We start from the raw sequence: 23,074 nt of genomic DNA, 5'->3' as shown, positions 1-23,074 counted from the left end.
ATTTTACATACCGGGCGGAACCATCAAATTTTTGCCCGGCAGGCAGGATAGCGCTTGTTTTTATCTCAGTCGAGAAGACTCCCACCTCTTCAGGTGGTGAGTAATAGCAAATTTGTCTCAGTGGGAGTTGGGTCTCCGACTGAGATAAACGCTCCGCGAGGATGCGCAGTGATTCTGCACAGAATAAGTGTTTTACTTGCATATAGGAATTTTCTGAACTGAAAATTCCGTACGATACAGCTCTGGCAGCAGATTTTGCCGATTTGGAATGCGAAGCATCGGCAAAATCCCGTTGCTGAGAACAGTATAAGTGAACAGCAACGAATATGTCAGCTTCGCTGACCAGAATCACGCGCCAAGTCTCACGGACGTTCGACTTGAAAAAAATGCCGGATGGGCAATCAGCGAAATTCTCCAATTCCCTGATGTAAATGCAGACAAAATATGGTATGATATAAGGTACGAGATTTCGAACCGACGGAACTGTGGGAAGACAAAGCAGTTACCGGGACAGGATAATGAAACGGCAGGTGATAGGAATGAAAGAGAGAATTAACCGGCTGGCGAAGGGAATCATCGATTCGGAACAGCCGAAGATGACCTGGTCGCCTGAAAAGATAGACGAGACGCTGCGGATGAATACCCTGATGCAGAGAAATTTATGGATCGGGAGCGAAAATGGATTAAGTGTGAAGGGATTTGTGTATTCCTCGAACCTGCGGGTGCGGATTCCAGGGGATAACAATTCGTTTGGCGGACTCCGGTGCCGGATCGTATATGAAGTGGACACTTCGTTCCTGACGGCAGGCGACACGATCACGGGTTCTTTTTATCTGGTGACAAACTGCGGGGAAGAGGAGATTCCGTATGAGTTTCACGTCGAGGTGGCAGACGCCGGGAAGACTTTAGGTGATCTGAAAACGGCGGAAGATTTTCTGCACGTCGCGGAAAATGATATGGAGACGGCGCTCCGGCTTTTGGAGTACCCGGATTTTGTGGAAGTGCCGTTTATGCAGGATCTGCATGTGCGGGCACTCTATGACGGCCTGAAGGGGCACGGCAGCCGTGCAAATTTTATGGAAGAATTTCTGGTTGGACTGGGCGTGAAAAAGCCGGTCGGTCTGACGATTCCGGGCAGGGCGCGCGTATATGCCGAGCTGGCTGAGAATGCCGAGGACACGATCGAGATCCGGATGGATAACTGGGGCAGTGTGTACCTGGAGGTGACGGCAGACGGCGAGTTCCTCCATTTGCCAAAGAAGAGTGCGACGCAGGCGGATTTTGAAGATGGTCTGCTCCGTCTTCCGGTACGGATTCTGGCGGAACGGCTGCATGCCGGAAAGAATTTCGGTGCCGTCCTGATTCACACTGCCAGAGAAACCGTGCGGATCCCGATCGAGGCATCGGCTGCCGATGCGGGCGGATGCGACCGGGCACATATGTCATTCCAGAAAGAGCTTGGAAATTATCTGACTGCCCGTCTGGCGTATGAAAATGGGATCGGCGGCACGGAGGCGGTTCACCAAATGCAGCGGGAACTGGATCTGATGAAAATGACGCACTATGACGCGGGACTGCGGCTTTTGCAGGCGGAATTATACCTTTTGACTGATCGGCGTGAGAAAGCGCAGACGATTTTAAAGGAGCTGCAGGATTCAGCGGCGCTTAAAATATCGGGCGACCGGAAGCTTAACTGCCTGTACCGCTATCTGTACGTGACGCTGACCGGCAATGCCGAGCAGAAGGACACTTTGATCCGCCTGCTGCAGCAGTATGCGTCGGAGGAGACGGGCAGCAGCCTGTTTTATTATCTGATGCTTCTGCGTCTGGATGAGGAACTGCAGAAAAATCCGGTTACGGTGCTGATCAGCATGGAGCAGGAGTTTAAGGATGGCTGTCACAGCCCATTCCTCTATGCGGCGGGACTGAAACTTCTGGAGAGTGATCCGATCCTTTTAGACAATGCGGGCAATTTTGAGCTTCATGCCCTGTACTATGGGGCACGCCGGAAAATTATCAGCCGCGAGCTGGCACTGGCGGCGGTCCGGGTGATGCGTGCGTCCCGTTCGTACCGGGAGTTTTACAGACGCCTTTTGACGGAACTTTACGGGCTGTATCCGGAGACGGAGATTCTGGAGGCGCTCTGTGCAATGCTGATCCGGGGAGACTGCCGGGAGACAGCCTGTTTTGAATGGTATAGCCGGGCGCTGGAGGCAGATTTGAGTCTGACGCGCCTGTATGAATATTATTTATATGCGATGCCGGAGAATTATGACCGCCTGATGTCGCGTGAGGTATTTTTATACTTTTCGTATTCGGCAAATTTGGATGCGGGGTCACTGGCGAAGCTTTATGCGAACCTTCTTACATATGGAACGCCGGATTCGGATATTTACCGGATGTACGAGCGGGCGATGGAAGAGTTTGCGGTGGATCAGCTTTTCAAGGAACGGATAGACGGTGCCCTGGCGGTCCTGTACCGGAAATTGATCTATCCGGAACTGATCGATACGCAGATGGCGCGTGTCCTGCCGGGGATTTTGAAATCCTGCCGGGTAGAATGCCGGGAACCGGCGATGAAATACGTGGTGGTGCGCCATGAGGAGCAGATGACGGAGGACGCGTATGTGCTGAACGAGGGCACGGCGTATGTGCCGCTGTTTTCGGAGCGCGATCTGGTTCTATTCCAGGATGAAAATGAGACGCGGTATGCGCGGGTAAATTGCGCCATCCAGCCGGTATTTACGGATATGGAGGAACTTTTACAGACCTGTTTTGAAATGAATCCGATGCATCCGTTCCTCTTTATGAATGCGTGTGCAAAAGCCTGCCGCAAGGAGGTACTGACCGGGGACGATGCGATCCTTTTGGAGCACGCGGATCAGAAGATGGAGCTGCACCCGCTGTTTAGGGCAAAGGTGCTGTCAGCGATCGTGCGGTATTATAAGAGGATGGCGGATGGGATTGAGGATGAGAAAAAGGATGGAAGTGTTTCATACCTTCTGAGTCTTGACAAGGACCAGCTGACGCGGGATGAGAGAAACGGCGTCTGCGGGACGCTGATCCGGTGCGGGCATTTCAGCGAGGCGTATGAGATGGTGTGCCGGTATGGTCTGGAAGGTCTGCCGGTCAATCTGCTGCTGCGGCTTTGCGGGAGAATGCTGCTTCAAAATCTCTTTGACCGGGATGACCACCTGCTTTATCTGACCTGGTATGTCTTTGAACACGAGAAGCCGGACAGTGTGATTCTCGATTATCTCTGCGAACATTTCAACGGTACGGTGGATCAGATGTACCGCGTCCTGATGCAGGGGCTGCGGCTCCGGGTGGAGACGTACGATCTGGAGGAACGGCTGGTGGCGCAGATGCTCTTTACCGGCAATACAGCAAAGTTAGACCGGGTGTTCGAGCTTTATGCGTCGCGCAAGAAAACAGGGGAAATTGTCGTGCGCGCGTATTTCACGGTCAAGAGCGTGGAATATTTTCTGGAAAACCGTCCGACGGACGACAAGGTGTTCGCATTTTTGGAGGGTGCTGTGCAGGGAAGCTCTGATCGGGAGCGGATCCCGGATATTTATCTGCTGGCGCTGACAAAGTATTATGCGACGCTGCCGGAGCTTTCGGAGGAACAGCGGCGCCTGTGCCAGTCGGTGGTGGATGTGCTTTTAGATGCGGGCATGATTTTTGCCTATTTTAAAGATTTGGCGCGGTTTATCCATATCCCGGGCAATATTTTAGATAAAGAAATCATCGAGTATCACGGAAACCGAGCGGTGCGCCCGTATCTGCGGCTGCGGATTCTGCCGCAGGAGGAAGAGTTCCACTATGAGGAAATGCGTCTCGTTTACCGGGATATTTACATCCGTGAAAAGGTGATTTTTGAGGGCGAGACGCTGGAATATCAGATCGAAGAGGAAGAGGACGGCGTCCGGAAGACGAAAGAAAAGGGAGAGATTTCCTGCCGGGAGGTTCCGGGACGCAGCCGGGAAAGCCGGTTTGCGGCGCTCAATGAGATGAGTCTTTCTTTAAAAGTAAATAACGAGACGGCGCTTCGGGAAAAGATGCGGGAGTACCAGAAGAGAGATGCGGTGGTAAGCGCACTTTTCCCGATCGCCTGAGGAAAGGGACAGACGGACAAACGATAGATGAATGGACTTATAATTGGCATGGATCTGTGTGATTCATGCACACATATATCCTGTCAGGGTCAGGAGACGATCTGGTCGGTTCCGACCCGGATCGGAAAAGAACCGGATTCGGACGTCTGGCGGGTGTCAGAGGAGAGTGCCGGGGGCGCGTTAGAGGGCATGGTAGTGGAAGATAAGCTGCTTTCCCTGGCGATGAAGGACGGCACCGCCACGATCGACGGTGTCCGCTACGAGGGCTTATATCTGCTGAAAATGTTCCTGAAGCAGGTGCTTGCGATTCCCAGACAGGCGTCCGGAAAAGAAGAGATAGAAAACCTGGTGATCACGGTGCCAAAGCTTGAGGTAAAGCTGGTGGACTGCCTGATGTACTGTGCCGATTTTCTGGAAATCGACCGGAGCCGGGTGCATGTGATCAGTCACGCGGAGAGCTTTGTATATTACGTGATGAGCCAGAAACGGGAAGTCTGGAGCAACCAGGTGGGAATGTTTGAACTTTCGGAGAATGGTCTTCATTATTATGAATTGAGAGTGCAGCGCGGGCTGCGCCAGATGCAGGTGGTCGCGGATCAGGAGGAACTGGAGGAGTCATTCCACTTAAATGTGCTGGACAGCGACGCGGGCATCCATATGGCAGACCGGATCCTTTCCTCCTGTGCGGAACGGCTGCTGCAGAAGCGCCTGTTTTCAGCGATCATCCTGACCGGCAGGGGATTTGCACAGACGGATTGGGCGGCAGATTTTATGCAGCAGATCTGCAAACGGCGCCGGGTGTTTGCGGAGATGGATGTATTTACCCGAGGGGCGCTGATCCGCTCGGAAGATCTCTGTGAAGCGCAGAGTGCGTACCATTTTACCTGTATCTGTGAGGGGCGGCTGAAAACAACGGTTTCCTTAAAGATTCAGGAACGTGAAAAAGAGGGACAGCTGGTGCTGGCATCCGCCGGGGACAGCTGGTATGAGACGAAAATGACGGCGGAATTTATCGTGTCGGGCACGCCGGAGGTAGAATTTTCACTCCAGCCGCTGGAACCGCGCAAAAAGAAGACGGTGAAGATTCCGCTCGAGGGATTCCCGAAACGCCCGGACCGGACGACCCGGATCGAGATGGCATTTGGATTTACCGGGGAAGACACGATGATCGTCATGATACGTGATTTGGGATTTGGAGAATTGTTTCCGGCGACAAACCGGATGATTAAACAAGAGGTTTCATTATGAGTCTGATACTTTGCCGGCAGGAGCCGGTTCGACATCCTTTTTACATAGAACGGCTGGGCGTCCATATCGCATCATCGCAGGAGCTGTGTTATGTCATTTATCAGAATCCGCTTCTGGTGCTGGATGGATTTGTGGATGACCGCCTGATTGAGTTTATCCGTTCGGAGCTGGGACTTTCGTTTCTGGCCGGCAAACTGGAGGCATGGCAGCGGAGCGGCGAGAGCCAGGACGAGCTGCCGATCGTGATTCTGCAGGAGTGCTGTTATTATACGGCAAAGGAGATTGCGGCATACCGCCAGAAATTGGCGGCATTTCGCAAAATGAATGCGGCGGAGTTCCGGAAGGAGACGGCGGATTACTATTTCCGCCTGCGGCAGTTTGGGACGGCAATCTATTACTACAACCGGATTCTGGAGGACTGGCGGGTCAAATCGCTGACGGACGAATTTACTGCGAAGATCTGGAACAATATCGGGGCGGCGTATGCCGGGATTTTCTGGTTTGAGAAAGCGTTTACTGCTTATGAAATGGCGTACAATTTCGACAAGAGCCCGGAGATGCTGAAGCACCTGTACCAGCTTGCCTTGATTGACCCGAAACTGGAGCTTAAGGAGCGCCATGCGGCTGCGATGACGCCGGAACAGAAGAAGATCTGGAAACGGGAACTCGACGAGGCGAACCAGACCGCGGAGAAGTGCGGGAATGTCCGCATGGTCGAAACGATGTTTGACCGCAATCCGGTCCGGCGGATGGAGAGTGCGGGAGAACTTTTAAATGGGTGGAAGCAGGAGTATCGGAAGATGCTCTAATTTTGCCCGCGCCCAGATACATCCCCTGGTCATGAGCACCGCGCTTTTTGGTTTTGTAACATTTCTTTACGAAAGGAGTTTTCCTATGCGCCTTCTGATTGTCCGCCATGCGGATCCTGATTACTCAATTGATTCCCTGACCCCGGCTGGCTGGGAGGAAGCAAAGCTTCTGGCAGACCGTCTGGCGCCGATTCCGGTGGCGGCTTATTATGTATCGCCGCTGGGGCGTGCGAAGGACACGGCGTCCCTGACCTTAAAAAAAGCCTGCCGCACGGCAGAAACCTGCAGCTGGCTGCGTGAATTTGCCCCGCAGGCGGTACATCCGGGGAAGGATTCCGGGCACTGTGTCTGGGACTGGCTGCCGGATGCGTGGATGGCGGAGCCGAAGTATTTTGATAAGGATCACTGGCATGAAACAGAAGTCTTTCAGAACGCCCATGTAAAAGAAGAGTACGACTGGGTGATTGGAGAGCTTGACCGGCTGCTCAGACGGCACGGATATGTGAGAAATGGATTGTTTTACCGGGCCGTGGCACCGAATGAGGACACGATTGTTTTATTCTGTCATTTTGGCGTCGAGTGCGTCCTGCTTTCCTATCTTTTAAATATCTCTCCGATGCAGCTCTGGCACGGAACCTGTGCTGCGCCGTCGTCGGTGACGGTGCTCTGTACAGAAGAGCGCCGCTCCGGCGTTGCATCCTTCCGCATGAGCAGTTTTGGGGATGTTTCTCATCTGTATGCGGGTGGACGCGAGCCGTCGTTTGCGGCGCGGTTCTGTGAGGTGTATACACGGTTTGATCAGCGGCATGACTGATGGATGTTTCTGTTATTATGTATCGCAATCGTTTGAATCAGCCGATAAATAAATTTTGTGTGAGATGCTATTTACTGCTCAGCATCCCAATATTTTTAATCAACACCGAGATTGTCCCGTCCATGTTGGTGATAAACTCCACATGGTCGGGATTTCTATATTCTTCCATCGGGATCGTGATCTCGATTCCGGTGTCAGTGTACAGCTTCTGTTTCTGGAATTTCTTGATCGTCTGCTCATTTTTCGGCGCGACCGTCTCGTAGGAGAGGTTGTAGCGGTCGAGTTTTTCATCCAGCTCCTCGAGCATCTCCGGGCTGCCGGGAAATACTTTTTCGCGCAGTTCGGACACCTTGATTTCGCCCTGTTCCTCTAATTCATTACAGATAATGTCTTTGATTTCCATCTTTTTCTGTGCATCCTCGTCGCCGTAATATTTTTTGGCAACCTGATCGACGGCGCGGGTGACGATGTCGAGTTTGGATTTCTGGGAGAGCGGGGCGCGGCATTCGAGGAAGAGCTCGGAGAAATAGAAGCATTTTTCGCCGTTGACCTCATATTTTTTCTCAGCCAGAATCAGGGAGCCGTCGGAGAGATCGAGGACAAACGCCTCGGAGAGGCGCTGTCCCTGTCCCGGAAGCAGTGCGCGCTGTAAAATGATCTCGTTGCTGTTGCCGCCGTCCGTTTCCCTGGTCTGATGCGTGTAGGAGGTCTTGTAGTTCATCTTTAAGAATGCCAGATAATCCTTGCCCTTGCAGCCGAACACGGTCATCGCCACATCGGCGGCTGGAATGTCAATATTCGCATTCATGATGTCGTAGAGGCGCTCGGCGAGCTGTTTGCTCGTCTCGACGAAATTGTCCGGGGTGCAGTTTTGCAGCAGCTCTTTGACCTCGGATCCTTCTGCAAATGTACAGTGCTTGACATCGTCACTTTCCGTTATTTTCTCGATATGCGCTTTCAGAAAGTCGGAAAAATCGGGTCCGACCTCCATGCTCTGGTCGGAGAGAACCGGGATTCCCACCGAAGAATCAAGGATGTGCACGATGGCTGCCTTTAAAATCATATCTTCACTTTTCAATGTTATCTTACCTCCAGGTTATAACTTCTTTTGTAGAACCATTCTCGACGCACTCAAAGGAAACGGAGTCGCCCGCCTGCACGAACGGAAGCCGCTCGGAAACGGTGATCGCAGCGGTGTAGACGCTGTCGGTGCGGTCATCGGTCAGCGTGAAATAGTAGTAGGTGTTACCGGAAACGACGACATTCTCGATCGCCTCGACCGTGCCGGAAACAGTTTCGCTTGCCGCCGGTTCCTTGGCAGTCGGATCTTCGATTTCCTCCTGTCCCAGCGTCTCACGGTAATTGCGCTTCGCCTCATCGATCGTCTGTCCGGTGCCGACGATCTGGTACTGCGCGACATCGACGAACGCATACATTTTCACAAGCCCTGCAGCATCTTTCAGGGAAATGAAATATGCCGGTCGTCCGGAAATATTTAAGAGAAGCGGGAAGGTCGCACTGTAATTTAAGTGCTGCACCTGTCCGCGCGCGGAATCCATTGCGGCGAGCTCGGTGGCGCCCGGAACGGTGTAAAATTTCGTTTCTTTCGTCCGCAGGTTGACGAGGACGAAGCCAATGTTCGACTCATCTGAGGTTACAGAGCTCATGCCGGTGTACAGCCACACATCGTCATCGATGGCTAGATAGTTGTAGCCGTAGGTCGTCCGACGCACGCCGCGCTGACCGAAGATAGAGTTTAAATAACCATTCTGAAATCTGCCGTTGTCGTCGAGCTGTTCCATGATGAGGTTCGAATCATAGAGCTGGTCGATCCACTGTGGGACATCCGCCTTGGCGTACCACTTAGATTCGCCGGTCTCAGCATTGACGAGGATCGCGCCGTCGATGTCCTTGCCGTTCCACCAGCCGATCCGGTAGGCGATGGTCGGCGCCACCCAGTATGGATTTCCATCGTCGTCGATCTCGAAGGAGACCGTCTCAAACATCCGTGTCGGGTAGCAGAAACGGATGTAGCGGTGGATATTGCGGAAGAAATATTCACTGGTGGAATACTTCATGCCGGAGGACAGCCAGACGAGATCGGTATTCTGATCGACCATATTGACAGCAATGTATGCCGGAAGTCCCTTCTTCTGGTTGTACAGCCACTTGATCGGGTCGGCATAGCGCAAAGGCGTCACGCGGTACGGTGTCCCCTTGTAGTTGATCTGTGTGTAATTTTCCTGAATCTCAAACTGGGAGACCAGGTCGGTCATCTCACCGAGCTTTTTGCTTCCGAGCCGGGAGGCGGTGTCCTTATCAACGACCGGGATCTGCGACATGCCAAGCTCTGCGACATCTGAGGCAAAATCGCCCTCGGTAACGGTGATCAGATCGCGGTAGCGGGACGCATTAAAAAGCTGGACGCCCGCCGCCGAGGCGATCAGGGAAAAGAAGATCAGGACAGCGATCGCGATCGTGCCATATTTGCACGGACGTCCCATCGCCTTAAAACCGGCAAACGGGCTGCCGGAGGCGTCGGCGTATTTGCGCCGCAGAACCATCCGTCCGGTCACAGGATCGCGCACGATCTCAACGCCGCGGTTTTGCTGCATTGTTTTCAGAAATATGAGAATGCTTTCCATAAAGTTGACTGCCAGTACAATCAGAATGCAGATAATCAGGAATACGATGAAATCCTGATCGTGCAGATTGATGGCTGGCATCATGGTGTAGAACACCAGAAAAATAAGGACGGCAGAGAGAAACAGACGCCCAAACGCCGAAGTGAATTTTTTCAAAATAGAACCCTCCTGACTCGTTTTATGATAAAAAATAGCTGTTCCCATGAAAAAAAGGATTTCGCTGATTGTAAATGTGATAGAACTCTATTGTATCGCACGACGGGAGATAAAATCAAGCCCGGTAACGGAATTTGCCGTGGCTTCGCATTTAAATACGGCAAATTCCCGGGTTGAAGTCGGGAAAAAAACAGTTGTCCTTCCGCCGAAAATATGCTATGATTACTATGTTTATTCAGGAGGTGCGAAGATGATCAAGACGATCCTTACGATCATATTTATTATTATCTGTGTATTCCTGTCGGCGGTAATCCTACTGCAGGAGGGCAAATCGGCAGGTCTGTCCGGTTCCATCGGCGGTATGGCTGACAGCTACTGGGGCAGAAATAAAAGCCGTTCTATGGAAGGAAAGCTGGAGAAGCTGACCAAATATGCTGCAATTCTGTGGCTGATCCTTGCATTAGTTTTGAATTTGAAATTCCTGTAAGGAACCTTTAAGAGGCTGTCGCGTGGCAGCCTTTTTTTCATATTGAGAAAGAGAAGTGAGATAAATTTGAACATATTTGATAAAATCATGGGAAAAATAAAGAGAAGCGAGGCTCAGAAATACGCAAAACAGCAGAAGCGCCAGGCGCAGATGCAGAGTGCGGCAGCTTCACAGAAAGAGGAAGGACAGAAAATGCCGGAAAATCGCAGGAGAGAAAGAGAGACGTTTGAAAAACGTCAGCAGACGGAGATGAAGCTCTCGGATGAGATGCTGGAGACGATCCGGAAGAATGCAGAACAGCGGTTTGCGATGCGGAAAGAAGAAGCGCGGGAAGAGAAAATGTCCGGAGAAAGCCGGGAGAGCAGCGTACAGCGCCAGATTGACGGGGATGGGCTGATCGGCGAGTGGGAAGAGAGGTACGGAAAAAAGAAGAAAAAGCCGGAGCGTGCGAAAGGTCCGAAAGAGGAATCGGTGCGCCAGAAAAAGGATAAAGCGGGAAAGAAAGACCGTGATCGAAAGTTTGAGCGTGAGATGGATAAGAAGCGCGAAAAGCGCGGCAAGAAGGAGCGTGAGGATGCTGGCGCTTCCGAGGAGGAGTTTACCCGCCGCTGCAAGATGATTCAGGATGTCATGAATGAACCGGCATACGTGCCGATGAAGCTGAAGGAGCTGGCACTTCTTTTAAATATTCCGAAGGAACAGCGCCGGGAGCTGCAGCGGGTTATCGATTATCTGCTGGAAGAGGGAAAAATCAGCATGTCCCGCAAGGGCAAGCTGGGACGCCCGGAGACATTTTCAGAGGCAGGTATTTATTCGGGACACCCGAAGGGTTTCGGTTTTGTGACAATCGAGGGACGTGAGCAGGATGTGTTCGTTCCGCGTGAAAAAACAAAGGGCGCGATGCACGGCGATAAGGTGCTGGTTGTGATTGAGCAGGAGAGCGACGGCGGACGCAGAGCCGAGGGAAGTATCGTGCGGATCCTGGAGCACGCCAATCAGGAGCTGGTCGGTCTGTATGAGAAAAACGGCGGTTTCGGCTTTGTGATCCCGGACAATCCACGGATTTCACGCGACATTTTCATCCCGCAGGGGTGTGACGCGGGCGCAGTGACCGGTCATAAGGTCATCGTGAAGATCAAGGATTACGGAAACGGCCCGGATAAGAAGCCGGAGGGCGTGATCACCAGCATTCTCGGACATATGAACGATCCGGGAGTCGATATTTTATCGATCGTGAAAGCATACGGTCTGCCGGAAGAATTTCCGCCGGAGGTCATGGCGCAGCTTGAAGAGATCCCGGATGCCGTCCGCGAGGAGGACAAGGCGGGACGCAAGGATCTGCGCGATCTGCCGACAGTTACGATCGATGGTGAGGAAGCGAAGGATCTCGACGATGCGATCACGCTGGAAAAGACGGAGCAGGGTTACCGGCTCGGTGTACACATCGCGGATGTGACCCATTATGTCCGCGAGGGCAGCCCGCTTGACCGCGAGGCATTAAAGCGCGGAACGAGCGTGTATCTGACCGACCGCGTCATTCCGATGCTGCCGCATAAACTCTCAAACGGTATCTGTTCCCTGAATCAGGGCGAAGATCGCCTGGCGCTGAGCTGTATCATGGAGATCAATGACAAAGGCGTCGTGATCGGACATGAGATTGCAGAGACATTGATCCGCGTCGATCGCCGGATGACGTATACGGCGGTCAATGCGATCATCACGGATGATGATGCAGAGACAAAGGAGAAATATAAGGAATTTGTGGATTTATTCCTGCAAATGAAAGAACTTTCGCAGCTTCTCCGCAAGAGGCGCCAGGAGCGCGGTGCGATTGACTTCGACTTTCCAGAGAGCAAGATTTTACTCGACGCCAAAGGACGCCCGATCGAGATCAAGCCGTATGAGCGCAACGCGGCGACGAAGCTTATCGAGGATTTCATGCTGATGGCAAATGAGACGGTAGCCGAGGACTATTATTGGCAGGAAATGCCGTTCCTCTACCGAATCCATGAGAAACCGGATGAGGAGAAGATGGCGAAACTCGGCACGTTCATCAACAACTTTGGATATACATTGCGGATGCCGGGCGGCGAAGTCCACCCGAAAGAGCTGCAAAAGCTGCTTGAAAAGATCGAGGGCACGCCGGAGGAGGCATTGCTCAGCCGTCTGACGCTGCGCTCCATGAAACAGGCGAAATATTCGACCGTGAACTCCGGTCATTTTGGATTGGCGGCGAAATACTATACCCATTTCACCTCCCCGATCCGTCGTTACCCGGATCTGCAGATCCACCGGATCATCAAAGAGTGCCTGCATGGCAATATGGATGCGCGAAAAACCGCCCATTTTGAAAAAATCCTGCCGGAAGTGGCAGTCCAGACCTCGGCCCTGGAGCGCCGCGCTGACGAAGCCGAGCGCGAAACAGATAAGATGAAGAAAGTCCAGTACATGGAACATTACATCGGAGAAGAATTCGAGGGAGTCATTTCCGGTGTCACCAACTGGGGCTTCTATGTCGAGCTGCCGAACACGGTTGAAGGATTAGTTCATGTCAATGAACTGCGTGGCGACTATTTCGTATTTGACGAAGCACACTATGAGCTGGTCGGAGAGATGACGAGAAAGACGTACAAACTCGGTCAGACTATCCGCGTCCGCGTGACTGCGTGCGACCGGTATGCGAGGACGATTGATTTTATGCCGGCGGTGTACTGGAAGTAGAAGATTGTAAAATAAGATGTAAAAAGTAGAGAGGGAAAGAGGAATTAAAATGGGAGCAGGAATCAAGATGGTGGCGAACAATAAGAAAGCCTACCATGATTATTTTATCGATGATAAATTCGAAGCCGGGATCGAGTTATTCGGTACCGAGGTTAAATCGATCCGCATGGGTAAATGCAGCATCAAGGAGGCATTTATCAAGATCGAGAGCGACGGTCAGGTGTATGTATTCGGCATGCATATCAGCCCATATGAGAAGGGAAATATCTTTAACAAAGATCCGCTGCGTGTGCGGAAACTCCTTCTCCACAAACTGGAGATCCGCCGCCTGATGTCAAAGATCAAAGAAAAAGGATATACGCTGGTGCCGCTGCAGGTGTATTTTAAGGGAAGTCTCGTAAAAGTAGAGATTGGTCTGGCACGCGGTAAGAAGCTGTATGATAAGAGAGACGATCTGGCGAAAAAGGACGCGAAGCGGGAGATTGACCGGGCGTTTAAGGCGAGACAGAAATAATTATTATATTTGAAATAAGCGATAAAAAACAGAGCATGTTGTATCTGACAAGATACTTAACGAAAGCGCACAGAGCTGATTATAAGGATGAACTACCAGATGGCATGTCTGCCCTTATGATTCCGAATGCGGAAATTAAAGAGATCTTTGAAACGATCGTTATCAAATGGTTCGATAACAGCACCAGGAAATGTGATCGGAATGCCCTGTTTGATGCGGTCTGGAACGGTGACAGCGAGGGCATTACAAGAGAGATGAATGCTTTGCTGCGGCGCACGATCAGTTACCATGATTATCGGGAAGATTTTTACCATGCTTTTCTCGCTGGAATCTTTACCGGTGCTGGGTATATGGTGGATTCCAATAAGGAGCATGGAGAGGGGCGCAGTGATGTGGTCGTCTACGATTCCATCAATGCACGGGTTGCAGTCTTTGAGGCAAAGTATACGAAAAATCTGGAAAAATTAGAAAGTGAGTGCGATACAGCTCTGTGGCAGATTGATGACAGAATGTATGCGAAGGAGTATGAGGATGACTACGATCAGGTACTCTGCTATGGCATTTCGTTTTTTAAGAAACGGTGTATGGTGAAGAAAAAGTAAGTATCTAAGATAACGGTATTAAGGGATATACGGCTCTATCAGAAAATTCGGTAGGACATAAAAGAATAAGAAAATTGGGAAGCAGAGATGAAATCATAAAAAGATCCATCTCTGCTTTTTGTATGTTAAAAAACTAAGTAAGGGCAATTATACACAATTTGAGCATAAAGATAATGTGTATATATACTGTATGGTATTGCAAAATAAATCAAACAATAAAGATTTCGCAGAATACCTAGTTCTGCGAAATTTGGAGGAAATTTCAGAGACACAAAAGGAGTTTTATTTTGATAATATTGATTTTTAAATAGTATTAATCGGAAATTTGGTAAATAATTGATCAGAAATGCGTATCTTAATAATTTCATAATAGATTCTTGGGAGAAACTTCTATTGAATTCGCTCTAAAAGCATAGTATAATGAACAAAGATTTCGCAGAACTAGGTATTCTGCGAAAACTGTAAAAACGAGAGGAAGAAGCTCGGTATGTGGTACGCAGTACAAACGCCTACAGGAAGAGAAGCTGAGATGGCAGAGAAATTGAACCGGGTTTATTCGGGAGAGTCGGATAAGCCCTGTTTTGTGCTGTCTAAAGAACGGTCCTGGCGGATGGGCGGGATTTATCACATCGGTGTGGAGCCGATGTTTCCGGGATATATCTTTGTGGATACGGATGATGCGGGAGAACTGGAACAGAAGATAGGAATTTTGGCTGGTTCTGCGAAGCTTCCGCTCGATGAGAAGGCAGTACCGTTGGAAAAGGCGGAGGAAGATTTCCTGAAACGTCTGCTTCGAGAGGATCCGCAGCATACGGTAAGACGATTTCTCGTACAGGTAAACGAGGCGGGAGAGCTCGTGTCGGCGGAAGGCATATTGGGAGAGTCGCTGGGACAGATTGTGCGGAAACGAATCCGAAAACGGGTTGTGACGCTGGAGATACCGATGCTGGGAGCAGCACGGCGGGTCGAACTGGCGATCCGTGTAAAAGGCGATGAAAACCGGGAGCAGGTGGCAGGCATATGAGAAGTATAGATATGAAGTATTCCGTTCTGATGCCTGTTTACCGAAAGGAAAATCCGTTCTATTTTTACCGGGCGGCGCTCAGCATGATGAAACAGAGTGTTTCCCCGGATGAGTTTGTCCTGGTCTGCGATGGTCCGCTGACGGAAGAACTCGATGCAGTAATCAGAAAATTAGAAGAAACATGGTCCGAACAGGTGAAAATCGTGCGTCTGCCGGAAAATCGCGGCATAGGACCGGCACTGGCAGCAGGGGTGGAAAGCTGCCGAAATAATCTGATTGCCCGCATGGACAGCGACGATATCGCCTGTCCGGAACGATGTGAAAAGCAGCTGGTGCAGTTCCGAGGCAACCCAGCGCTGGCGCTGGCGAGCGGGGCGATTGCCGAGTTTGAGATGGATTCGCTGGAAAAAGCAGCAAATATGCAGTGGACGATAGATACACCGAAAGAGCCGGTGGAGATTCCAGAAGATTGTTGTATCACCGGTACCCGGACGCTGCCGTGCGGTTATGAGGAGATTCTTATATTTGCCCGCAAGCGCAACCCGATGAACCACATGGCGGTTATGATGCGGCGGGACGCTGTTTTAGCGGTTGGCAATTATCGTGCCGTGAAGGGTGCCGAAGATTACGAACTATGGGTGCGGATGCTGCAGGCTGGTTATCGGGCGGAAAATCTGCCGGATGTGCTGGTATACGCGAGAACGGGAAATGGCATGATGCAGCGGCGCGGCGGTCTGGCGTATGCGAGAGAAAATATACGTCTGCAGACCCATTTTTATAAAAGTGGATTTTTGACATTTCCTGAATATATAAGTAACTGTGCTGTGCGTGTGGCGGCAAGCATACTGCCGGTTGGGATTCGCGGCTATTTGTATCAGAAAAAGTTGCGGGAAAGAATGCACGCCTGATAGTTCAGGATAAAAAAAGATGAAAGAAAGTAACTGTTTGGTAAGAACCGTACATTTGTACGCGGAGTTTGCCTGTGAGAAAGCAGACAGTTGCGAGAGGATACGATTTTGAGACAATACGAACCATTCAAGAGGCTGTTCCGAATGGGAGGCGCGGTCATTTTGATGGCTGTCCTGACGGGAATTTATGGATGCGTCTGGAACGGTTATTTCAATAAATTAATTGAATTTCCATTTTGGAGAAGAGGAAACTGGCTGATGATCGCCCTGTATGCAGGAATTTTGTTTTTCTTCCTATATACATATGGGGGATTCCGGATCGGATATCTGAAAAAGGGAAACCTGCTTTGCTCCCAGATACTGTCGATCGGGCTTTTAAATATTATTACCTATATACAAATCTCATTGCTGGATAAGAAATTTCACGATCCGCGGACTTTGCTGGCGATGATGCTGGTACAGCTTCTGGCGGCGATCGTCTGGACATATTTATTTCAGCGGCTGTACCGGCTGCTGTTTCCGCCGAGAAGAATGCTTCTGGTATGCGGCGATCGTCCGGCATTTCATCTGATGGAAAAAATCAATTCGCGCGAGGATAAATATTACCTGGCGAAAGCGATTCATATCCGGGCAGGAATGGAGGCGATCATCCGGGAAGCAGGGACATTTGACGCCTTGATTATCGGCGATATTCCAGCCAAGGAGCGAAATGCACTCTTGAAAAAATGCTTTGAAAAGGACATCCGCACCTATACAGTGCCGAAACTGTCGGATATTTTGCTCCGGACCTCGGAAGAACTGGATATTTTCGACAGTCCGCTTCTTCTGTCAAGAAATGAGGGCATTTCCGGGGGACAGCGGTTTGTGAAACGGGCGATTGACCTATTCTTTTCAGGATTGGGAATCGTTGTTTTATCGCCATTTTTTCTGCTGGTGGCGCTGTCAATCTATCTGACCGACCGGGGACCTGTGTTTTATAAGCAGACGAGGCTGACCGAGGGTAGGAAAGAGTTTCAGATCTGTAAATTCCGGACGATGATCCAGAACGCAGAGGCGAAAACAGGCGCCAGACTGGCGGCTGAAAATGATGACCGGATTCTGCCGGTCGGACACTTCCTCCGCAGAACCCGTCTGGACGAGCTTCCGCAGCTTTTTAATATCTGGAAAGGCGAGATGTCGATCGTGGGACCGCGCCCGGAACGTCCGGAGCTGGCGGAGGAGATAGAGGAAGAGATCCCGGAATTTTGCTACCGCCTGAAAATGAAAGCGGGACTGACTGGTTATGCACAGGTTTACGGGAAATACAATACGACTTCCTATGACAAGCTGAAACTGGATCTGACCTACATACGGAATTATTCTCTGCTTCTGGATCTGAAGCTGATGCTGATGACACCGAAGATCATGATGTTAAAAGAAAGTACGGAAGGAGTGGCGGACAATGGAAACGCTTCTGACAGTCGTCATCCCGGCGTATAACGCGGAAAAATATATTAAATACACATTGGACTCTCTCTGTGACGAATGTACAAACAAACGTCTAGTTCTTGAAAAACCTGAAATTTCAGACATGGAGAAAGGAGAGACAGAACCGGATGCGAGATACCAGGAAAATGGGCAGTCGTGCCTGGAAGTGTTGGTGGTAGACGATGGTTCGACAGATCACACCGGAAAAATTGCAGATCAATATGCAAAAATCTATCCCGATACAGTCCGTGTGATTCATAAAGAAAACGGCGGTCACGGTTCTGGCATTAATTGCGGCGTCCGGGAGGCGCGCGGCCGGTATCTAAAGATTGTCGATGCCGACGACTGGGTCGAGCCGGAGGCATTTTCAAATTTATTAGATGCATTGGCGCATACCAACGATGATGCGGTGGTCAGCGGCTTTTACTGGCGGTTTGACAATGGAAGCGGGGAGGAATCCTCTTTTCCGAGTAAGGCGGAGATGAAAGAGCCATTCAAGGGCGTGAAATACGGAAAATCATACGTTTTGGATGGTATCGCTGATCAGGTTTATATGAAAATGCATGGGATTACCTGGCGGACAGAGATTTTGAGACAGATGCCGCTTTCGATCGACGAACATTGTTATTACGTCGATGCGGAATACATCCTGTATCCGATTCCGTGGGTGCGGACCGTGTCCTTTCTGCCGGATTTTGTCTACCAGTACCGGATTGGACGTGTAGGTCAGAGTGTCAGCCCGGAAAAAATGGTGCAGAACAAGAAAAATTACGACCGGGTGCTGGAATCCCTGTGTGCATTTTATCAGAAATGCCGGAATGGAGAGATTGCCTGCTCTGAAGAAAAACTGCGCTATATTGAGAGCGGAATCGCCCGCGTGGCGGCAGGAAGAGTCAAGATCCTTTTGAGCCTTCCGGCGGATAAAAAGGTGAGAAATCAGCTGGTTCGGTTTGACAAGGAATTATTGGAAAAATATCCGGGAATTTATCATGCAAACCGGAATAAGGCGGTAAAGGCGCTCCGGATGAGCCGGTATCGGTTGTATGGGGCGGCGGTTTGGGTGCTGAAACATCAGAAACGCCAGTTCTGACGAAACAAAAGAAGGAGAAGAGCGGATGAGATTACAGAATATACGGTTCCCAGAACCGGACATTTGCAGGGAAGAAGAGCTGTATTTCCACCGGAATGGTGAGTGGATTGATTTCAATGGCTATTTCAATCTCTTTTATATAGAAAAAAGAAAAAAATATACAAATCAGGAAACACTGACGCTGCATCTGGAAGTGGGCGATTGCCAGGCAGTCCGGCTGATACATGACGAAACCATGATCCGTGAAATCGAATTGAGCGGACAGCCGGAGCCGCTGACATTGGAATTTCCGTATCAGGAGACGGATAAAGGTGTATTCTGGTTTTCAGTAAAACCAGGAATAAGCAGCAAATCAGATGTACCGCAGCTGTCTGGGTGGTATGAGGGAAAATGTCAGGAGGAAAAGTCGGTTCGCATCGCGGCGGTTGTCTGTACATTTAAACGCGAACCGTATGTGCTGCGAAATTTAAAAAGTGTTCTCCGCTTTTTAGAGCGCCCGGAAAATGCATCGATGAATCTCTGCTATTGGCTGGTGGATAATGGGAGAACACTCTCGGAACACGAAGAAATCAGCCGCCTGGCTGCCCAGCATCCAGATACAATTCGCATCATTCCAAACCGAAATGTCGGCGGCGCCGGCGGCTTTACGAGAGGCATGATTGAAGCGATCGAGGAGAAAGAACGCCTGGGACTGACACACGTACAGATGATGGATGACGATGCGGTCATGGATCCGGAGCTGTTTGTGCGGGCGTATGGATTTTTGGGGATGCGGAAGGATGAGTGGGAGGATATTACCTTAGGCGGAAGCTTGTGGCGGGAGGATTTCCTGTATATTCAGCAGGCAGCCGGAGAGTGGTTTGAAGAATTTGTAGTAAAGAATGATTTCCCACTGGCAGATTTAAGAGATTTCCACACATGTACGGATAAATATATGTGTGAAGCAGTTCATAAAAACACGCCGTATTCCGGCTGGTGGTGCTGCTGCATGAGTTTGAATCTTGTGCGCCCGGATAATCTGCCGATCCCGCTGTTTCTTCACCATGATGATATCGAATTTGGCATTCGAAACCAGAAAGCGGGAATCGTCTTTTTAAATGGATTTGGCGTATGGCATAAAGGGTTTGAACTTACCTTTACAGGCGTAAATACGTATTACGATGTGCGGAATACATTAATTACGACCGCTTTGATCGAAAAGGAGAGAAGTCAAACAGAGATCCTTAAATGGATTTGGAAACGTATTACAGTGGATATCATTGAATTCCGCTACGGAGAAATGCGATTGGCATATCAGGCATTCTATGATTTCTGCCGTGGACCGGAATGGTTATCTAAAACGGATGCAGAAAAGTTGAATAACTGGCTTCGAGAGCAGGTTGCAATGAAACCGATTGAAAATCTGAAGGAAGAATTAGGGGAAGAAGACTATCGTCGGATTAAACAATATGCGGAAGACTATCGGGATTCCTATGAAGTGAAAACGGTAAACGAATATTTCGGCCCGGCGAGAAAAGCGGCAAATCTGGTAAAAAAAGCCACATTCAATGGCTGGCTGCTTCCTGCGGATAAAAAAATAATCGCTTTATCGCCAGTTGAATCTCCGTTCCAGGCATTCCGGAAGAAAAAAGTTGTGTTGTTTGAGCCGTTTTCGGGAAAAGCCGTTCTGGCAAAGAAAGACTGGAAACAGATGTGGCTGGCTTGTGGACTTTACCGTGACGCATGGAGGTTGATGAAAAAACATAAATCAGCAGCCGAGAAATACCGGAATGAGATTCAAAAATTCACATGCATGGATGCATGGAAACAGTATTTGGAGATAGAGAAAGGAACCAAAAAATGAGGGCTTGGATTGACCGGATCAATGTTTTTATGAAATACAAAGATCTTCTGATACAGCTGGTAAGCCGTGACATAAAACTAAAATATCGACGCAGCTTTCTGGGATATCTGTGGAGTGTGCTGAATCCGTTGTTTGTCATGATTATTATGACGATTGTGTTTTCGACGATGTTCAGCCGGAATATTGAAAATTTCCCGGTGTATTTGTTTACGGGGAAGATGTTGTTTGATTTTATGTCTACATCGACAAACCAGGCGATGACCTCTGTTACGGGCAATGCGGCGCTTTTGAAAAAAACGTATGTGCCAAAATACATTTTTACCTTATCGAAGGTGACGAGCTGTATGGTGGATTTGCTATTTTCGTTTGGAGCATTATTTATTGTTATGCTTGCCACAAGAGCACATATATATTGGACCTTTTTCTTGTTCCCAATTGTAGTAATTCAAATATATATCTTTTGTTGTGGTTTGGGATTCTTTTTAGCAGAGTTCAATGTCTTTTTTAGAGATGTGCAGTATATCTACCAGGCAATTATTACAGCATGGATGTACTTAACACCGATTTTTTATCCGGTGGAGTCCTTACCAGGCAGTGTTGCCTTTATCGTAAAGGGATTGAACCCGTTATATTATTATGTGGCGCAGTTTAGAGATTTAGTTTATTATGGTCGTTTTCCGGGACCACGTGTTTTCTGGGGCGGCTGGTTGATAGCATTTGTGATGCTGGTGCTTGGAGTCTTAATGTTTAAGCGAAAACAGGATGACTTTATTTTATATATTTAAGGAACAGGTGCTGAAATGGAAGATTATGCAATCGAAATAGATCACGTAACCATACGTTTTAATATGGCGAGTGAAAAGGTTGATAACCTGAAGGAATACATTATTAAGCTGATAAAAAAAGAACTGATATTTCAGGAATTTCTGGCAGTAAAAGATGTCTCTTTTAAAGTAAAACGAGGTGAAGCGTGGGCGCTCATTGGCGTGAACGGTTCTGGAAAATCAACACTTTTAAAGGCAATTAGTGGAATTTTAAAGCCATATAAAGGGAGTATTACCGTAAATGGAGAGATTGCGCCTCTGATTGAGTTAGGAGCAGGATTTGATCCGAATTTAACAGCTCGTGAAAATATTTATTTGAATGGAACTGTTTTAGGACATTCGAAGAAATTTATGGAAGAGCATTTTGATGAAATTGTGGATTTTGCAGAATTGCATGATTTCCTTGATACTCCAATTAAAAATTTTTCATCCGGTATGTCTGCCAGACTTGGCTTTTCGATTGCAACGATGGTTAAGCCGGAGATTTTAATTGTTGATGAAATTCTGGCAGTAGGTGATTTCCTTTTCCAACAGAAATGTATGGAACGCATGAGTCACATGCTGGAGGGTGGAACAACCTTATTATTTGTGTCACATAATATAGAGACAGTGAAAAAACTTTGTGATCATGCAGCGTGGTTGGATCATGGGGTGCTTAAAATGGCTGGCGAAGTAGAGACTGTATGTGATGCATATATGGAACAAAGAAAATAGAAATGATTGGAGAGCATATGACGAAAGTATCAATAATTGTTCCTATTTATAATATGGAATTATATCTGAAAGAGTGCCTGGACAGTATTTTGAGCCAGACTTTAAAAGAGATAGAGGTAGTATGTATTGATGATGGTTCAACGGATCGATCATGGGAAATTCTGGCAGAATATGCGAAAGCAGATGCCAGAATTTTACCGATCCGTCAGGAAAATCAGGGAGTTTCGACAGCAAGGAATAACGGAATTAAAAAGGCTTCCGGTAAATATCTGATTTTTATGGATCCAGATGACTGGTATCCAGAAAAGGATATTCTGGAAGTCCTTTTTGAAAAAGCGGAAAATAGTGGGTGTCAGATATGTGGCGGGGAGTTTAGTGAATACAATGACAGGACGGGAGAGGTCAGAACAGAATTTCCAGAACAGTATTTTGGATATGTATTTCAAAAAGAGGGTGTAATTGAATACAGGGATTGGCAATTTGATTTTGGGTATCATAGATTTTTATATAATCGGGAATTTATATTAGAACATCAGTTGTATTTCCCTAAATTGATTCGATTTCAGGATCCTCCATTTTTTGTAAAAGCGATGATTACTGCCGAAAAGTTTTATGCGGTAAAGAAAGTGGTGTATCGATATCGTTATGGTCATAGAGATTTGAAATGGACAAGAGAAAAACGGATAGCGCTGTTGAAGGGTATCTATATGGATATGGATATGGCAGTTAGAAATCATCTGGAAAGACTAGTTGATTTGACGTGGTTTCGGATGACGGAGGAGTTTGGAGAGATAATTTGTTGTGGAATTATAGAGGGTGAGACAGAAATTGAAGAGTGGATCAGACGAGTGTATGATTGTTTAGAAATAGATAGAAAAGAGAAGTATGGATATCCGTTTTATAGAAGATTTAGGGACGAAGTGATTTTGTTAAAAGAAAAGCAAAGAAAAGAAGATGAGAGATTGGAAAATGAAATAAAAGCAATAAAAAATTCAATAACATTTCGAGTTGGAAAATATTTGCTATATATACCGCGCTGTATTAAATTGGCTTTATGGAGCCGAAAAAAGTCCTAAAAAATAACATTTAA

The 23,074-nt window shown here is 48.7% G+C and carries 18 protein-coding genes; 16 read left to right on the top strand and 2 right to left on the bottom strand.

Features of this window, described 5'->3' with window-relative positions; translation table 11 throughout:
• The first annotated feature begins 539 nt into the window (after positions 1–539).
• The 4 genes from DXC57_RS02365 (at position 540) to DXC57_RS02350 (ending at position 6,989) form a co-directional block, all read left to right on the top strand.
• A complete protein-coding gene (locus tag DXC57_RS02365) occupies positions 540–4,118 on the top strand; it encodes a DUF5717 family protein (protein ID WP_118650982.1) in 3,579 nt (1,192 codons plus the stop codon).
• A gap of 27 nt (positions 4,119–4,145) precedes the next feature.
• Positions 4,146–5,366, top strand: a complete 1,221-nt coding sequence (locus DXC57_RS02360) for a DUF5716 family protein (protein ID WP_118650980.1) — start codon at positions 4,146–4,148, stop codon at positions 5,364–5,366.
• On the top strand, positions 5,363–6,175 hold the full coding sequence (locus tag DXC57_RS02355; RefSeq protein ID WP_118522718.1) for a hypothetical protein: 813 nt from the start codon (positions 5,363–5,365) through the stop codon (positions 6,173–6,175). Before DXC57_RS02360 ends, DXC57_RS02355 begins: the two co-directional genes overlap by 4 nt.
• Positions 6,176–6,260: 85 nt before the next feature.
• The gene (locus tag DXC57_RS02350; RefSeq protein ID WP_118650978.1) at positions 6,261–6,989 is read left to right on the top strand and encodes a histidine phosphatase family protein; all 729 of its coding nucleotides are present in this window, start codon (positions 6,261–6,263) and stop codon (positions 6,987–6,989) included.
• 67 nt (positions 6,990–7,056) lie between these two features.
• Here DXC57_RS02350 and DXC57_RS02345 read toward each other — a convergent pair whose 3' ends face one another.
• Complete coding sequence (locus DXC57_RS02345) at positions 7,057–8,067, bottom strand: nucleoid-associated protein (RefSeq protein ID WP_117795671.1); 1,011 nt, start codon at positions 8,065–8,067, stop codon at positions 7,057–7,059.
• Between the two features lie 7 nt (positions 8,068–8,074).
• The gene (locus DXC57_RS02340) at positions 8,075–9,790 is read right to left on the bottom strand and encodes a CvpA family protein (protein WP_243101263.1); all 1,716 of its coding nucleotides are present in this window, start codon (positions 9,788–9,790) and stop codon (positions 8,075–8,077) included.
• Positions 9,791–10,040: 250 nt separating this feature from the next.
• Between DXC57_RS02340 and secG the strand changes: the two genes are divergently transcribed.
• From secG to DXC57_RS02280, 12 genes are all read left to right on the top strand, one after another.
• Positions 10,041–10,277 (top strand): preprotein translocase subunit SecG, encoded by a 237-nt coding sequence (gene secG, locus DXC57_RS02335; RefSeq protein ID WP_107000428.1) that lies wholly within the window; start codon positions 10,041–10,043, stop codon positions 10,275–10,277.
• A gap of 615 nt (positions 10,278–10,892) precedes the next feature.
• Positions 10,893–12,998, top strand: coding sequence for a ribonuclease R (gene rnr / locus DXC57_RS02330; RefSeq protein ID WP_118472882.1), 2,106 nt, complete (start codon positions 10,893–10,895; stop codon positions 12,996–12,998).
• Positions 12,999–13,047: 49 nt separating this feature from the next.
• Positions 13,048–13,512: an SsrA-binding protein SmpB gene (gene smpB / locus DXC57_RS02325; RefSeq protein ID WP_022358767.1), complete on the top strand. Its 465-nt coding sequence runs from the start codon at positions 13,048–13,050 to the stop codon at positions 13,510–13,512.
• Positions 13,513–13,616: 104 nt separating this feature from the next.
• Positions 13,617–14,114, top strand: a complete 498-nt coding sequence (locus DXC57_RS02320; protein WP_337412500.1) for a PD-(D/E)XK nuclease domain-containing protein — start codon at positions 13,617–13,619, stop codon at positions 14,112–14,114.
• Between the two features lie 487 nt (positions 14,115–14,601).
• Complete coding sequence (locus tag DXC57_RS02315; RefSeq protein ID WP_118472846.1) at positions 14,602–15,138, top strand: transcription termination/antitermination NusG family protein; 537 nt, start codon at positions 14,602–14,604, stop codon at positions 15,136–15,138.
• Positions 15,135–16,046 carry a glycosyltransferase gene (locus tag DXC57_RS02310; RefSeq protein ID WP_118472845.1) on the top strand — a complete coding sequence of 304 codons (912 nt, stop codon included), beginning with the start codon at positions 15,135–15,137 and terminating at the stop codon, positions 16,044–16,046. The genes DXC57_RS02315 and DXC57_RS02310 overlap by 4 nt, the downstream gene beginning before the upstream one ends.
• Before the next feature lie 108 nt (positions 16,047–16,154).
• Positions 16,155–17,525: an exopolysaccharide biosynthesis polyprenyl glycosylphosphotransferase gene (locus DXC57_RS02305; RefSeq protein ID WP_118472844.1), complete on the top strand. Its 1,371-nt coding sequence runs from the start codon at positions 16,155–16,157 to the stop codon at positions 17,523–17,525.
• A gap of 91 nt (positions 17,526–17,616) precedes the next feature.
• Complete coding sequence (locus DXC57_RS02300) at positions 17,617–18,603, top strand: glycosyltransferase (protein ID WP_333549113.1); 987 nt, start codon at positions 17,617–17,619, stop codon at positions 18,601–18,603.
• 25 nt (positions 18,604–18,628) lie between these two features.
• Complete coding sequence (locus tag DXC57_RS02295; protein ID WP_118472842.1) at positions 18,629–20,446, top strand: glycosyltransferase; 1,818 nt, start codon at positions 18,629–18,631, stop codon at positions 20,444–20,446.
• Complete coding sequence (locus DXC57_RS02290; RefSeq protein WP_333549114.1) at positions 20,404–21,231, top strand: ABC transporter permease; 828 nt, start codon at positions 20,404–20,406, stop codon at positions 21,229–21,231. Before DXC57_RS02295 ends, DXC57_RS02290 begins: the two co-directional genes overlap by 43 nt.
• Before the next feature lie 15 nt (positions 21,232–21,246).
• Entirely contained in the window at positions 21,247–21,984 is a 738-nt protein-coding gene (locus DXC57_RS02285) for an ABC transporter ATP-binding protein (protein ID WP_118472840.1), read from the top strand.
• Positions 21,985–22,001: 17 nt separating this feature from the next.
• Positions 22,002–23,060, top strand: coding sequence for a glycosyltransferase (locus DXC57_RS02280; RefSeq protein WP_182427334.1), 1,059 nt, complete (start codon positions 22,002–22,004; stop codon positions 23,058–23,060).
• The last annotated feature ends 14 nt before the right edge of the window (positions 23,061–23,074 follow it).

It is taken from the genome of Clostridium sp. TF06-15AC, assembly GCF_003481165.1.
Classification (GTDB): Bacteria; Bacillota; Clostridia; order Lachnospirales; family Lachnospiraceae; genus Otoolea; species Otoolea fessa.
The sequence above is the reverse complement of the archived record's forward strand: the minus strand, read 5'-3'. Positions and strand labels throughout refer to the sequence as shown.

Coding starts and splice junctions, on each gene's coding strand:
- DXC57_RS02360 (WP_118650980.1), top strand. CDS start 4,146: ATGAATGGACTTATAATTGGCATGGATCTGTGTGATTCATGCACACAT.
- DXC57_RS02310 (WP_118472845.1), top strand. CDS start 15,135: ATGAGAAGTATAGATATGAAGTATTCCGTTCTGATGCCTGTTTACCGA.
- DXC57_RS02295 (WP_118472842.1), top strand. CDS start 18,629: ATGAGATTACAGAATATACGGTTCCCAGAACCGGACATTTGCAGGGAA.
- DXC57_RS02315 (WP_118472846.1), top strand. CDS start 14,602: ATGTGGTACGCAGTACAAACGCCTACAGGAAGAGAAGCTGAGATGGCA.
- secG (WP_107000428.1), top strand. CDS start 10,041: ATGATCAAGACGATCCTTACGATCATATTTATTATTATCTGTGTATTC.
- DXC57_RS02350 (WP_118650978.1), top strand. CDS start 6,261: ATGCGCCTTCTGATTGTCCGCCATGCGGATCCTGATTACTCAATTGAT.
- DXC57_RS02355 (WP_118522718.1), top strand. CDS start 5,363: ATGAGTCTGATACTTTGCCGGCAGGAGCCGGTTCGACATCCTTTTTAC.
- rnr (WP_118472882.1), top strand. CDS start 10,893: ATGATTCAGGATGTCATGAATGAACCGGCATACGTGCCGATGAAGCTG.
- DXC57_RS02320 (WP_337412500.1), top strand. CDS start 13,617: ATGTCTGCCCTTATGATTCCGAATGCGGAAATTAAAGAGATCTTTGAA.
- DXC57_RS02300 (WP_333549113.1), top strand. CDS start 17,617: ATGGAGAAAGGAGAGACAGAACCGGATGCGAGATACCAGGAAAATGGG.
- smpB (WP_022358767.1), top strand. CDS start 13,048: ATGGGAGCAGGAATCAAGATGGTGGCGAACAATAAGAAAGCCTACCAT.
- DXC57_RS02290 (WP_333549114.1), top strand. CDS start 20,404: ATGGAAACAGTATTTGGAGATAGAGAAAGGAACCAAAAAATGAGGGCT.
- DXC57_RS02285 (WP_118472840.1), top strand. CDS start 21,247: ATGGAAGATTATGCAATCGAAATAGATCACGTAACCATACGTTTTAAT.
- DXC57_RS02280 (WP_182427334.1), top strand. CDS start 22,002: ATGACGAAAGTATCAATAATTGTTCCTATTTATAATATGGAATTATAT.
- DXC57_RS02365 (WP_118650982.1), top strand. CDS start 540: ATGAAAGAGAGAATTAACCGGCTGGCGAAGGGAATCATCGATTCGGAA.